At 63.6% G+C, this 13962-nt stretch carries 12 protein-coding genes and 3 pseudogenes; 9 read left to right on the forward strand and 6 right to left on the reverse strand.

Going from position 1 to position 13962, the window contains the following annotated elements:
* Positions 1–350 (reverse strand): annotated as a pseudogene (locus tag ABFT43_RS21860) (transposase); the annotation flags it as partial.
* Between the two features lie 287 nt (positions 351–637).
* On the opposite strand from ABFT43_RS21860, the gene ABFT43_RS21865 reads away from it, so the two are divergent.
* Positions 638–808: a hypothetical protein gene (locus tag ABFT43_RS21865; protein WP_347962363.1), complete on the forward strand. Its 171-nt coding sequence runs from the start codon at positions 638–640 to the stop codon at positions 806–808.
* 141 nt (positions 809–949) lie between these two features.
* On the opposite strand, the gene ABFT43_RS21870 is transcribed toward ABFT43_RS21865, so the two are convergent.
* Positions 950–1093: a type II toxin-antitoxin system RelE family toxin gene (locus tag ABFT43_RS21870; RefSeq protein WP_229580845.1), complete on the reverse strand. Its 144-nt coding sequence runs from the start codon at positions 1091–1093 to the stop codon at positions 950–952.
* 173 nt (positions 1094–1266) lie between these two features.
* On the opposite strand from ABFT43_RS21870, the gene ABFT43_RS21875 reads away from it, so the two are divergent.
* Positions 1267–2424 (forward strand): saccharopine dehydrogenase family protein, encoded by a 1158-nt coding sequence (locus ABFT43_RS21875; RefSeq protein WP_347962364.1) that lies wholly within the window; start codon positions 1267–1269, stop codon positions 2422–2424.
* Positions 2425–2462: 38 nt separating this feature from the next.
* Positions 2463–3227: an SDR family NAD(P)-dependent oxidoreductase gene (locus ABFT43_RS21880; protein ID WP_347962365.1), complete on the forward strand. Its 765-nt coding sequence runs from the start codon at positions 2463–2465 to the stop codon at positions 3225–3227.
* Here the strand turns inward: ABFT43_RS21880 and ABFT43_RS21885 are convergent.
* Positions 3224–4226 (reverse strand): annotated as a pseudogene (locus ABFT43_RS21885) (IS481 family transposase). The gene ABFT43_RS21880 and the pseudogene ABFT43_RS21885 sit on opposite strands and share 4 nt — an antisense overlap.
* 210 nt (positions 4227–4436) lie before the next feature.
* On the opposite strand from ABFT43_RS21885, the gene ABFT43_RS21890 reads away from it, so the two are divergent.
* Positions 4437–5618 (forward strand): thiolase family protein, encoded by a 1182-nt coding sequence (locus tag ABFT43_RS21890; protein WP_347962366.1) that lies wholly within the window; start codon positions 4437–4439, stop codon positions 5616–5618.
* 100 nt (positions 5619–5718) lie between these two features.
* Here ABFT43_RS21890 and ABFT43_RS21895 read toward each other — a convergent pair.
* The 3 genes and pseudogenes from ABFT43_RS21895 to ABFT43_RS21905 all read right to left on the reverse strand — a co-directional run.
* Positions 5719–6027, reverse strand: a pseudogene (locus tag ABFT43_RS21895) (citrate/2-methylcitrate synthase); the annotation flags it as partial.
* 148 nt (positions 6028–6175) lie between these two features.
* Complete coding sequence (locus ABFT43_RS21900; RefSeq protein ID WP_347962367.1) at positions 6176–6871, reverse strand: TetR/AcrR family transcriptional regulator; 696 nt, start codon at positions 6869–6871, stop codon at positions 6176–6178.
* A 1-nt stretch (position 6872) separates the two neighbouring features.
* Complete coding sequence (locus tag ABFT43_RS21905; protein WP_347962368.1) at positions 6873–8468, reverse strand: long-chain-fatty-acid--CoA ligase; 1596 nt, start codon at positions 8466–8468, stop codon at positions 6873–6875.
* Between the two features lie 573 nt (positions 8469–9041).
* On the opposite strand from ABFT43_RS21905, the gene ABFT43_RS21910 reads away from it, so the two are divergent.
* From ABFT43_RS21910 to ABFT43_RS21930, 5 genes are read left to right on the forward strand one after another with little or no spacing between them, the layout of a single operon-like run.
* Positions 9042–9908 (forward strand): NAD(P)-binding domain-containing protein, encoded by an 867-nt coding sequence (locus ABFT43_RS21910; protein ID WP_347962369.1) that lies wholly within the window; start codon positions 9042–9044, stop codon positions 9906–9908.
* A 58-nt stretch (positions 9909–9966) separates the two neighbouring features.
* Positions 9967–10842, forward strand: a complete 876-nt coding sequence (locus tag ABFT43_RS21915; protein ID WP_347962370.1) for a phytanoyl-CoA dioxygenase family protein — start codon at positions 9967–9969, stop codon at positions 10840–10842.
* Entirely contained in the window at positions 10839–11456 is a 618-nt protein-coding gene (locus ABFT43_RS21920) for a hypothetical protein (RefSeq protein ID WP_347962371.1), read from the forward strand. Before ABFT43_RS21915 ends, ABFT43_RS21920 begins: the two co-directional genes overlap by 4 nt.
* Complete coding sequence (locus ABFT43_RS21925) at positions 11449–12834, forward strand: glutamine synthetase family protein (RefSeq protein ID WP_347962372.1); 1386 nt, start codon at positions 11449–11451, stop codon at positions 12832–12834. The genes ABFT43_RS21920 and ABFT43_RS21925 overlap by 8 nt, the downstream gene beginning before the upstream one ends.
* A 32-nt stretch (positions 12835–12866) precedes the next feature.
* A complete protein-coding gene (locus ABFT43_RS21930) occupies positions 12867–13955 on the forward strand; it encodes a Zn-dependent alcohol dehydrogenase (RefSeq protein WP_229580542.1) in 1089 nt (362 codons plus the stop codon).
* The last annotated feature ends 7 nt before the right edge of the window (positions 13956–13962 follow it).

Raw genomic sequence — 13962 nt, forward strand, 5'->3', positions numbered from 1 at the left:
CACGGGGATCCCCGCGTCGGCGAGCTCAGATACGAGCGGGTACGTCATTTTGGGGAGCCACCAAGCCGCAGGTTCGCCTGCGACAGATACGCCGCCGCACGGCGGAGGACCTCGTTCTCCTGCTCGAGCAACCGGATCCGCTTCTTCAACTCCCGCGCCTCGGCGGCGTCCGCGGCGGTCTGGCCGGGACGGTTACCGTCTTCGACGTCGGCTTGACGGAGCCAGTTCTGCAACGTCGCTTCGCTGATACCGAAGTCGGCGGCGATCTGTTTGATGGTGACGCCGCTCTCGCGGCTGCGAGCAACCGCAACGACGTCCTCGCGGAACTCTCTGGGATAGGGGCCGGGCATGCCGACCGCGAAACCACCGCCGCCCCACTGGTCTCCGGCTGACAGAAGAAGACACGACCAATCAGCCCCGACACCTCGGTTGCGGCTCGGCAGGCACACCGAACGCCCCGAGCCGCAACCGATCACCACCACCAGGAAGAGGCCCGCGATCATGACCGCCACACTCGACGCCCACGGCACCTACATGCCCGCCACCGTGCCCGAGGACTACGCCGTCACCCGCGCCCGGCATCCTCTGGACCGCCGCCAACCTCGCCGCCAGCACCCGACTCCGCTACGGCCACTGCATGCTCCTCGACGTCGACCTGTTGGCCTGGACTCTCGACACCCTCATCGAGGACCACCCACGCCGCAGCCGCACGCTGGTCAAGGCCGGCCCCGCCGTCGGCGCAGCCACCATCCCGGAAGAACGGGTGGTCGTCGACGACGACCACGGTCACCAGCTGACACGAATTTGAGAAATCGACACGGCGCTGACAAGCAACGGACATGAATCGACAAACTGACACCGAAACCGAGAACCTACAAAAGGGATAAAACACGCAAAACGGTCGCCTGCCGGTTTGTCAGTCATGGTGTGTGCGGGGTCGGTGCTGCTATTAGGTTCGGTAGATGTGGGCGCGGTGGTCGATGTCGACGACCAGGACGGTGCAGCGTTCGTCGTCGACGCGGAGCAGGATGCGGTAGTCGCCGCGGCGGGCGCTGCGCAGTGGGCCGGAGATGAACTCGATGACCGCGTGCACGACCCGTCCGCGCGAAAGCAATCACCCGGATGCAATGCAGCGTGCCACACCGCCAGAAATAGGAGCTCACATGAAACAAAAGTGGGCCAAACGTCTTGACTGTTTGACCAAGTTAGCCTTAGTGTACCGGGACGGTCGTGACGAGATAGTCACCTGAGTGGGGTGGAGAAATCATGCGTGTTGTATTCGTCGGTGGCGCAGGCGCAATGGGCAGCAGGGCAGTGCGTACCGCTGCCGGGTTCGACGAGTTCACCGAATTGGTCATTGCCGACTTCAATCTGGAAGCGGCCCAGTCGCTTGCAGCAGAACTCGGACCTCGGGTTTCAGCGGTCAAGTTTGACGCGAACACCGACGACGCCCGCGCTCTGTTCGACGGCGCATGGGGTGTACTGAGCACCCTCGGCCCGTTCACCCGGTTCGGTACCAAGATCATGGGTGCGGCGATCGCCTCCGGCTGTCACTATGTGGACATCAATGACGACTGGGAGCCGACCCTTGAGGCGCTGGAATTGACCCAACTCGCCAAGGATGCGCGAGTCACGGCACTGATCGGCATGGGCCAGAGCCCCGGTGTCACCAACGTGCTCGCGGCGAAGGTTGCCGACGAACTCGACGAGGTACATGAACTCATCACTGCGTGGAACCTGAGCGGAACGCGATCGGACGCCCCAGGCAAGCGGCCCGACGCAGCCATGGTGCACTTCGTGCACCAGACCACTGGGACGATCCGAGTCATCGAAGACGGTCGATGGGCCGACGTCCGGCCTATGCAGGAGCTGTCACTGTTCTATCCGGGTATTGGAAACCTTGCTGTCCGTACCATCGGCCATCCCGAAGCCATCACCCTCCCGCGCACCTTCACGGGTCTGCGGCGATGCGTCAACGTAATGGCCGGGCCCGCTTGGTACTTCGACCAGATGGCCGCACGCATGGCGGAAGTCGATGCCGGTCGGCTCTCTCCACTGGATGCCGCCATTCTGATGGAGGAGGAGCCGCCGGTGCGACCTGCGGATGCTCCTTCTACACCTCACACACCCACGTTGTGGGCATGGGCATCAGGGAAGAAGAACGGCGTCGATACCATCGCGGTGGGCGGTATGAACCGTTGGCCGACCGGCAAGATGCCAGGATCGACCGGCACCCCGGCTGCGGTCGCGTTGCGCCTGCTGGCCTGGGGCGAGATCAAGGTGCGCGGGGTCGTCACACCCGAAGAAGCGATCCCAGCAGACCTCTTCTTCGCCGAACTGGACCCGCTGTACACCGAGCCTCACGGAACCGAGAAGCCGCTGATCGAGATCACGACAGTCGCAGTCGAATCGACCAATACGTAGTTTGCAAGCGGTGGCGAATCACAGGAGAAGGAAGCCGAATGAGTAACTCCACAACGGTCTTCGTGACCGGCGCCGGATCCGGAATCGGACGCGCCACTGCAACGCTGCTCGCCGACCGTGGCTATGCGGTAGCAGGGTTCGACCGCAACGGCGCTGCCGTCACCGATCTCGCGGACGAAATCAACTCACGTGGGGGCAGGGCGCTTGCCTGGGAAGGCGACGTCACCGACACCGCTGCTGTGGCTACCGCCGTCGACGAGACGGTCTCCCATTGGGGTCACCTCACGGGCGCAGTTGCCTGCGCGGGAATCGAAGTCGTTGGCGGCGTTCTGGATCTCGATTTCGAGGATTGGCAGCGAAGCCTGTCGGTCAATGCGTCTGGAGTATTCAACCTGGCCAAGGGTGCCCTTCCACACCTCATCACCTCCCGAGGATCCTTCGTCGCGATCGCATCGGATGCCGGCACCGAAGGCGCCCAGGGCTACGCGGCATACTGCGCCGCGAAGCATGCAGTGGTGGGTTTGGTCAAGAGCATGGCGCTCGACCACGGCGTGCAGGGCGTGCGCTCCAATGTGGTATGCCCATCATTCGTCGAAACCCCGATGGCGACACGAATTTTCGACAATACCGCGCCGGGGGAAGCTGAGTTCTATCGCGACATCATTCCCATGGGCCGATTCGCACTGCCCGACGAGGTCGCGAAAGCAGTGGCACACCTGCTCGGCCCCGACTCGTCGTTTACGAACGGCATGCTGTACGCCATCGATGGCGGAGGAACTGCAGGCTTCTACCGACCTGCCTAGGTGTATGAGGTCATGACGTTGGTGACACCGGTCCGGAGTTTGCTCGCGGGCGGCCGGTTACCGACGGCAGTATGCGGGCGATGATAGTTGTAGTGCACATTCCACACTAGTAGCGCCTGGGCGCGTTGCCGTTCACTGGTCCAGACGCGGGCGTAGAGGAACTCCTCGGCCAGGATCCGGTTGTAGCGCTCCACCTTCCCGTTGTGACGAGGCGTGTACGGGGTGATCCGCTGATGCCGGCCACCGTGCAGTACCTTCGCGAAGTCCTTCGCCCGGTAGCAGGACCCGTTGTCGGTGACGACCCGGTGGATGTGCACGATGCCGTGGGCGGCGAAGAACACCCGCGCCCGGTGCATGAACCCGATTGCCGTCACGGCTTTCTCGTCGGACAGCGCCTCGGTATAGGCAAGACGGGAGAATCCGTCGACCGCCGAATGCAGGTAGACGTAGCCGGCGCGGGCACCGGCGACCTTGGCGCGCTCGACCTTCTTGGCCTGCTCGCTGCCCCGACCGTGGACACGCCAGCCACCGCCGTCTTCGGATCCGGCCGACTTTCTTGATGTCGACGTGCACCATATGGCCGGGCCAGCGGGCGATGATCCGGCGCGGCTGGCGATTGTTCTCGCCGTTCGGGTCGAGGAACTTGCGCCGGTTCAGCCCGAGCCGGGCGAGGTGTCGGCTGACGGTGCGCACCGAGATGGTGATGCCGTCGGCGCCCAGTTCGTGGGCGATGCGGGCTGCGGACCACTTGCGGGTCCGTCGCAGGGTCTCGATCCGCGCCACGGTCTCGGCCGGGGTCGCGGTGGGCTGATGGTGCGGGATGCTGGGGCGGTCGAGCAGACCGAGTTCACCGTGTTCGCGGTAGCGGGCCATCCATTTGCTGGCGCAGGACCGGGAGATCCCCATCTCGGCGGCGACATGGGACAGCGGACGGGTCTGGCACCGCTCCACGAGACGGCGGCGACCTTCGACGGACAGCGGGGCGTTACGGTGGAGCATGGACGGGTTCTTTCGGTTGAGCTGGGTGAGTTGGTGGTACTTCCCATCCTGCCGTCGGAAGGCCCGTCCGCCTTCGTCAGCCCCTGGTGGTGTCTACAACGTCATGACCCGCAACACCTAGGGCGGCAGAGTGGCGCTGCGCTGTACCGGCGATGCGGACACGACACGAAACAACCTGCTTGCAAAATAACCGATACGGAAGGGCACGTCATGAATTCTCCTGAACCGATCGTGGTAGTCGACGGCGCGCGGACCCCGATCGGCAGCTTCGGTGGTGCGTTCAAGGACGTGCCTGCCCACGAACTGGGTGCCACCGCCGCGACGGCCGCACTGGACCGTGCCGGGGTGCCGGGTGAGGACATTGACGAAGTGGTGATGGGCTGCATCGGTCAGGTCGGACCGGACGCCTACAACGCCCGCCGCGTGGCCCTGGCCGCGGGACTTCTGGAGAAGACACCGGCGTACACCGTCAACCGCCTGTGCGGTTCCGGGCTGCAGGCGGTGTGGTCGGCGGCGCAGCAGATGCGCTGGGGTGGGGTCGACTTCGCCCTCGCTGGCGGCGACGAGAGTATGTCGCGGATGCCGTTCTACGACTTCTCCGCCCGGTCCGGTTACAAGCTCGGCGACCGCACGCTCGTGGACGGCACGGTCGCGATCCTGACCGACCCGTTCGGTGGGGTGCACATGGGCCGCACCGCCGAGGCCGTCGCCCGCAAGTACGACGTCAGCCGGCAGCAGCAGGACGAGTTCGCGGTTGAGTCCCAGCGCCGGGCCGCCTCGGAAGCGGCCAAGGCCGCGTTCGCGGAGGAAATCACCCCGGTCAAGATCGGAGGGCGACGCCCGAAGACGGTCGAGGTCGACGAGCACCCCAAGCCCGACACGACTCTCGAGACGCTGGCGAAGTTGCGGCCGGCGTTCGAGGAGGGCGGCTCGGTGACCGCGGGCAATGCGTCCGGCATCAATGACGGTGCCGCGGCGCTGGTGCTGGCCACGGCGTCCGCCGCGCAGGAGAAGGGTCTGACCGGGCTGGTCACGCTCGAGGCCGTCGCGACGGCCGCGATGGACCCGGGTCTGATGGGGTACGCCCCCGTTTTGGCGCTGGCGAATCTGTTCGAGCAGACCGGCACCACCCCCGGCGACATCGACGTGATCGAGTTGAACGAGGCGTTCGCGTCGCAGGCGGTCGCGGTGATCCGGGACGCGAAGCTCAGCCCGGAGAAGACCAACCCGTACGGCGGTGCGATCGCGCTGGGTCACCCGGTCGGGGCGACCGGCGCAATCCTGAGCCTGCGCCTGGCGAAGGACCTCGTGCGCCGCGACCTCGAACTGGGCATCGTCACCATGTGCATCGGCGGCGGCCAGGCCCTCGCGGCACTCTTCAAGCGCATCTGAGAGACCGCCACACTCGATCCGGATCGCTGAAGCATCTACCAACACCTTTGGCCCCGAGATCTGCAGATCTCGGGGCCAAAGGTGTTGACCGCGTGCCGAATTATCTACTGCTGTGCGAAATTGTGTCCCAGCCCTCGACGGACTCGGGAGTGCGGGGCGCGGGTCCGGTGTAGATAGCGGCCGGGCGGACGAGCTTGCCGAGACGCTTCTGCTCGAGGATGTGGGCGCACCAGCCGGCGGTGCGACCGCAGGTGAACATCGCGGGCATCATGTGCGCGGGGACCTCGGCGAAGTCGAGGATGACCGCCGCCCAGAATTCGACGGTGGTTTCGATGGCCCGGTCGGGGCGGCGTTCACGCAGTTCGGCGAGCGCGGCCTGCTCGACGGCTGCGGCCGCCTCGTAGCGGGGGACGGTTCAGATCGGTACGCCGCGGCCGCTCGAGCATCGATCAGCGCAGCACAGGCCGAATCCCCGGGAACTGACCGGCTCATGATCGCTCATGCCCGCACCGCTTCAGTGGCACTGCACTGCCACTGTTCAGAATGCGATCCGCCGCTCAGGCTCGTGCTGCACGGTACTGCTCCGACTCCAAACGACGAATGTGCGTGACGGAACGGGCGAGCTCCACCAGATATCGTGCCAGCGCCGCTGTTTCGGGCCCGCCGATGCGCTGCCGGTGGGATGCCATTTGCTGGAGGACCAGTCCGTCCAGCATCCCGACCAGGTAGTCCGCCAAAATGACCGGATCGATCCCCTCTGCCAGAGCCGATATGGCCAGCCGGTCTGCAACCGCATCCACGTGCTTACGGAAACTCTGCGCAGCAAGGTTGTCGCTCTGCTGAGTCCGCAGTGCCCACAGCAACAGTTCGTACTGCGCAATGGCGACATCCAAGCTTCCGTCGAACAGCTGCTGATAACCGCATAGCATTGCCGCCACCGCGTCCTCGAGAGGTGGACTCGAGTTCGGGTTGCTCGACTCCCAAGGCCCCGTGGCAAAGGCCTCGGTGTTTTCTAGAACGGCGGCGAACAACTCGGCTTTCGACCGGAAGCTGTAGTGGAGTGCCGCGAGGTTGAGGCTCGCTTCTTCCGCGATGCGACGAGTGGTGGCCTTGGACAGCCCTTCACGCGCGATGACCCGCGCAGCGGCGCGCACTAACTGAGCACGTCGCTCGGTGAGCGTGTAGTACCCCAACGTTCTTCTCCGTCCTAGTCCACCGGATCCGAACCGGAAGGTCATTTCGGTCTGCGCCACCTCACCCTTGGATGCGGGTGTGGTGTCCGGACCACTCTCTGTCTCGCAGTTGAAACTTCTGGATCTTGCCAGTAGATGTCTTCGGAAGTGCCTCAACGACATCGATGACGTCGGGCACCTTGAACTTCGCCATTCGCGTGCCCGCATGGATCCGCAGTTCGTCAGGTGTCACTCGCGCGTTTGGCTTCGTCACCACGAACGCCTTGGGTCGTTCCCCCCATTTTTCGCTGGGTACGCCGATCACCGCAGCTTCGAGAACGGCCGGGTGTGAGACAAGCACCTGTTCGACCTCGACAGAGGAAATGTTCTCTCCTCCGGAGATGATTATGTCCTTGCTACGGTCCCGGAGCTCGACGTAGCCGTCGGGATGCATGACCCCGAGGTCACCGGAGTGAAACCACCCTCCTTCGAAAGCCTTTTCGGTGGCCGCGGGATCGTTGAGATATCCCTTCATGACGCCATTGCCTCGCATCACGATTTCACCGATGGTGGACCCGTCCGCGGGGACATCGGTCATGTTCTTGTCCACCACCCGCACCCCGTCAGTGTGGATCATTCCTACGCCTTGACGTGCTGCGAGTCTGGCTTGCTCGGTTGCGGGTAGCTCGGCCCAGTCGGACTGTGTTTCGCACACCGAATACGGTCCATATGTCTCGGTCAGGCCGTAGACGTGAATGATCTCGAACCCTAGCGCCCGAGCTTGCTCGATGATGGTGGGGCTGGGAGGGGCCCCGGCCGTTGTCACCGTGACGGCCTGCGGAAGGGCCGCCGCCGAGGGAGAGTTGACCAGCATCACCAGGACGGTGGGGGCCGCGTTGAAATGACTGACGCCCTCGGTGCGGAAAAGGTTCCAGATCTTCTCGCTGTCGATGGCCTCGAGACAGATGTGGGTGCCGCCGATGGCGGTAATCGCCCACGGTGTGCACCAGCCGTTGCAGTGGAACATGGGCAAGGTCCAGAGGTAAACGCTGTCGGAGGTGTGCCGAGAATGGATCAGCTCCCCCATCGCATTCAGGTATGCGCCCCGATGGGTGTACATCACCCCTTTGGGGCGACCGGTGGTGCCCGAGGTGTAGTTGATGCTGATCGTCGCCAGCTCGTCCCGGACCGTCCAGTCGATGGGCTCGTCCGAAGTGTGATTGAGAATCTGTCGATATTCGACGGCATCGACGCCGGCGATATCGCCGCTTCCGATGACCACAACCGTGGACAGTCTCAATTCGCTGGCGACGGGCCGGATCGAGTCCAATAGCGACTCGTGGACGACGAGGATCTTGGCGTCGCAGTGGGCAAGGATGTAGGCGATCTCTGCCGGCGCCAGCCTGGTGTTGAGTGCCACCAGGACACCCTTGGACAACGGAACTCCGAAATGCGCAACGAGTAGTTCGGGAACGTTGGGAGCGAGATACGCCACGCGATCCTGCTCGCCGACACCGAGGCGACCGAGCCCACGCGCGAGTGCTGCGGCTTCTGCTGCGAACTCGCTATAGGTCGCTCGTCGATCTCCGAGGACGATGGCGGTCTTGTCCGGAAAGGTCTTGGCGGCGCGGTCGAGGAAAGCCAGTGGAGTCAGGGCAGTGACGTACGGTTCGGACACGGGTGCCAACTTTCATCGGAGAATTCGGGCCGGAACACGCCTGACCGCGCGATCGTGGGATCACGACGAGGCCGACGCTTCCGGATAAGCAGCACGCCTCGCACGACCGCTGGAACAAGGTACGTCCCATGCGGCCCGTGCGGCCAGCTCATCCGACTTGACCATATGGCCCAGTTTCCTGTCAAGGGAAATATTTGGACTCGCCAGATCGGCTACACAGGCACGCGAGGACGGCGCGACCACTTCGAAGCCGAGAACGGCACCGCATCCTTACCGCGTAGAAACATCTGCGTAACAATGAATACTGTTGCATTGTAATCAATTCCGAGCATCGGGTGGGCGACTTGACAAGTACGAAACCGACGCGGTTAATGGACAGGGCCCACTAGTTGATCAATTGCACAAGTCATTCGGCTTAATCATTTGCCCTGAGGGGATTGACAGCCGACGAGTCGACCAACTAGCTTGATCATGCGCCCCAGTCGAGTGACTTGGATCACGACCCAAACCAGGATGTGATCGCTACGTTCGCTCGTCGAGAGCGGGAGCCACATCGGATTGAGCGGAGGAACCATGGTCAGCGAAGTATCGGTGCTCGGGCTCGGCAACATGGGATACGCACTGGCGCGGGCATTCGACGCTGCCGGCCGTCCTACCACCGTCTGGAACCGGACGCCGGGCAGGAATGTGGGACTTCAGGCCGAGCCTGCGCCGTCCGCAGCGACCGCGCTTGCTGCCAGTCCCCTGTCGGTGATCTGCCTGTCGGACAATGCAGCGGTTCGCGCATTGCTCGACACTCCTGAAGCGGTGTCCGCGGTGAAGGGCCGAACCATCGTGAATCTGTCGACGGGAGTGCCACGCGAAGCGGGTGAGCTGCAAGAACTCTTCCACGACGCCGGCGCCGAATACCTCGACGGCATCATTCCCGACTACCCCGAAGCGGTCGGCACCAAAGACCTCGGAATCGTCTACTCGGGGTCCGAACAGGTGTGGAACCGCAATCGCGAACTGCTCACTGAACTGGGAGGCAAATCCTGGTACGCCGGGGAATCCGTCGGAGTGGCGGCGGCGATCGACATGGCGATGTGCATCAACTTTTATCACACGGCTATCGGTGCATTCGTCGAGTCGGCTGTCTTCGCGCGGCACGAGAACGTTTCGTTCGAGAGCATCGAACGGGTGGCACTCGAACTGGTCGCTTTGCTCCGACACCAGATCCCTATCGCGGTCGCCGAAATGCGGGCGGGCAAGTTCGACACCGATCAGGCCGATATCGACGTGCACTGGCGCGGGACCGAGATGGCAGCGGAAGCGATGAGCGTTCTCGCCGGACACCGCGACCTGCATATTGCTCCCCTCGTCGCCGACCTGCGACGAGCCCATGAAGCAGGTTTGGGCGACAAGTCGCTACCCGCACTGTCCACGCAACTTCTGCCCTAGACGCACCCCTACCCGATCATGCGCGACGCATGGTCCTGACACACAAGGAGATGAACAGATGGCGGCCTTGCAGACTGTTCCGAACGACACCCCGGTAGAACACATCGTCGAGATCGTCGACCGCGAGGGCGGCGTGATCGTCGAGAACTTCATCGACGACGAGACCCTTGCCGGGCTGTGGGACGATCTCGGACCTGACCTCGACAAGGCTCCCGGCGGAGCCGACGAGTACCTCGGCAAGAAGACCCGTCGTATCTCGTCGCTGTTTGCCCGCAGTAACCACATGGAAACGGTGGTCACCCAGCCGTCGTATCTCCAGACCGCCCGCGCGCTGATGCAGAAGCCCGTCAAGGTGTATCTCGACGGGTGGATGGACATCACGCCCACCATTCAGATCAGTATCAGCCAGGCCATCCAAATTCACCCGGGTCAGGGTAAACAGCCCCTCCACCGCGACGACGCGATCCACCTTCGCCGCCACCCCGGCCCTCACAGCCGCGTCCAGCTGATGCTCGCGATGAGTGAGTTCACCGAGGAGAACGGCGGCACGATGGTCATTCCCGGCAGCCACCATTGGGACGACGAGCGCACCCCCCTCGAGTCCGAAGCGATTCCCACGGTGATGGCAGCCGGATCTGCACTGATCTGGGTGGGCGGTGTCTATCACGGCGGTGGGCACAACCGGTCCGACCAGCCGCGCACCGGCCTCACGATCGGTCTCGATCTGGGCAACCTGCGGCAGGAGGAGAACCAGTACCTCGCCATCCCTCGCGAGAAAGTCCTCGAGTACTCCGAAGAGGTCCAGCGACTCCTCGGCTACGACGTGTGCCCGCCGTTCCTCGGCGCGTACGAGATGAACGATCCTCACATCCTCCTCGAGGACAGGGAGATCAGCACGACCATGGTCGCACAGACTCTGTTTGGAGCAAAATGAGCACCGCCACCACTCCCCCGATCGTCCGGGAGGACGACGCGACGCCCTTTGTCCGCGCCATCACCACAGCGCTGCGCCGGTCCGCAGGCACGCCGGCCGGCATCGAATTGCTGTCCACCCTGCCCGCTGTCGTCGGCGTTCGCTCGGCCTCCGATTTCCAGAGGGCGACAATAGTTTCGGGCGCCTCGGAGATCCGGGTGCACCGTGGTCTGGCAACGGACATGGACCTGATCGTCGACGTGGATCCGGCAACTCGCCGCCTCGTTGGGAGCCAAGACGACGTGGAGCCCGCGGCGGCAGCGATCGCCGCAGTACTTCAGCCGGAATTACCCGAGCTGCCTGATGTCGCAGCCGAATTCTGGGAACTGACAAAGAATCTCCCCGGCATGCCGGCACTGAAGTTCGTCGCGACCGACTCGGGCGACCAAGTGCTCGTCGGTGACAGCGCACGACCCTATGAGATTCACGGTGCGGCAGCAGATTTGCGCCGCATCCTCGGCGGTTTGGAGACATTCCACGATTCGTTGTTCGCGGGCAAGTTGACCATCATTGGCACCTTCCGTGAATGGTCTGTTGTCACCGGCGCATCTATGAAGGCGGTTTACGATGTCTGACAATTTCGATGCGACGGCGTGGGTCGATCAGCATTCCATCCGCACCGTTCGGGCGGAAACCCTCAGCCTCGACGGTGTCCTGATCGGAAAGCATCTCGCCCCGAAAAAGTTCATTTCGGGCGCTCACGGTGGCGGATTCAGTTTCGCAGACATCGTCTTCGGTGTGGACATGGCCAACATTCCTCAGTTGGGATTCGATTTCGGTGACTGGCGCGGTGAACTCCGCGATATCCAGTTGAGACCGGATCCGAGCACCCTCGTCGTGGACCCCTCCCTTGAAGGTCTGGGGTCTGTGCTGTGTGACATCACCGACCAGAACGGCGTGCCGCTCCCAGTCTGTTCACGGTCCACCCTCAAGCGAATGGTCGAGGAACTGGCTGCGCGTGGGTATACCGGCAAGGCCGCCATCGAGATCGAGGCCACCGTTTTCGAGGAGTCGATCGAGCAGGCCCGCGCCCAGGGCTTCAAGAATCTACACCCGCTGGGTGGCTCGTCGGGTGCCGTCTACGTGCTGAGCCGCTCGCGCGATTTCACCGAATACATGGATGCGGTTGCCCGTCGACTCGACGAACTCGGAATCCCCTGGGAAGGTTGGGCCGACGAGTCCTCGATCGGACAGATCGAGTTCAACATCTCCCCCACTGACATCGTAACCGCCGCTGACCTGTACGTGCGGACCCGCCAGGCCATGCGTACTGTCGCGTACGAACTGGGCCGCACGGTCACCTTCATGGCACGCTGGGCACCGGACCAGTACGGTCAGGGCTCGCATATCAATCTGTCCCTCGAACGTGATGGGGTCAACGCCTTCCACAACCCGGACAACCCGCACCGTCCGTCGCAGGCGATGACCGACTTCATCGGTGGAGTGCTCGAGACATTGCCGGCCGCAACGACGTTCCAGTTCCCGACGATCAACTCGTACAAGCGCCTCGTAGAGTTGGACGGCCCGCCCACCACCATCACCTGGGGCGTGGAGAACAAGTCGACGGCAGTGCGTGCGATCTGCCGCGATGCCAAGCAGACCCGAGTCGAGTACCGAGTTCCCTCGGCCGATGTGAACATCTATCTCGCGTTCGCCGCCTTCCTCGCGGGCGGCATCATCGGGCTCGACCAGCACATCGATCCGGGACCCGAATGCGATGTCATGGCGTGGGGGCTGCCCGCCGGAACCGTACCGAAGATCCCGACGAGCCTGTCCGCGGCTACGGACATCCTGGTCGCCGACACCCTGTTGTCAAAGGTCCTGGGAGCGGATCTGGTCGACTACTGGGCCGGTACACGTCGGTGGGAGTGGTTGCAGTTCCACACCACAGGCGGCGACCCGGACGCCGGCATCTCCGACTGGGAACTTCAGCGCTACTTCGAACACATCTGACAGCAAACACCACGATCGGCAGGAAGCTCATTATGAGAGCGGCAGTGCTCAATTCGGCTCCGGGCAAACTCGAGCTCGAAGACCTCACCATGGACGAACCCGGACCACGTGAGGTCGTCATCCGTACCGCGGCGGTAGGGCTGTGCCATTCGGATCTGCACTACATCGATGCGACCTGGCGCACCGACTTGCCAGAGGTTCTCGGGCATGAAGTCGCCGGTGTCGTCGCCTCGGTCGGTAGCGAGGTGTCGTCGGTCCGGGCGGGTGATCACGTCGTCACCTGCGCCACCATCTTCTGTGGGTACTGCCGCTACTGCACCAACGGCCAACTGTCCCTGTGCCTGAACCACCAGGCACTGAGGACCAGGCCACGCCCCAAGCTCACCAATGCAGCGGGCCGGCCGGTAGGAACGATGGGCGGACTCGGCGGCTTCGCCGACAGCATGCTGGTTCACGAGAACGGTGTCGTCAAGATCGACAAGGCCATGCCCTTCGACCGGGCGTGCCTTCTCGGCTGCTCGATCGTCACCGGCGTGGGAGCAGTATTCCGGGGCGCGCAGGTACAGCCGGGATCGACTGTCGCCGTCATCGGGTGCGGCGGTGTCGGGATCGCGACGATCCAAGGCGCCCGTCTTGCCGGTGCTTCCCAGATCATCGCCATCGATGTCAACGAACACGCTCTCGATCAGGCGAAGTTCTTCGGTGCGACCTCGACGGTCAACGGCCGTGAAGTCGATTCCGTCGAGGCGGTGCGCGAGCTGACCGGCGGCGGAGTCGACTACTCGTTCGAGGCGATCGGAGTCCGTGTTACTGCCGAGCAAGCCGTAACCATGCTCGCGCCGGGCGGCGTGGCAACGATTCTGGGCATGATCCCCGACGAGCAGCCGCTGCGCATCCCGTCGTCGGAATTCTTCATGAAGGAAAAGCGCATCCAGGGATCCCTGTTCGGATCGAACCAATTCATGGTCGACATCCCGCGGTTCGTCGACTACTACCTCCAGGGCCGACTCCGGCTCGACGAGATGGTGTCCGAACGGATCCGACTCGACGAGATCAACGACGGTTTCGACGCCATGCGTCGGGGCGGGATCACCCGCGTCGTAGTCGAATTCGATCAGTAGAGACAGA

This window comes from Gordonia aurantiaca (assembly GCF_039939235.1).
Taxonomy (GTDB): Bacteria; Actinomycetota; Actinomycetes; order Mycobacteriales; family Mycobacteriaceae; genus Gordonia.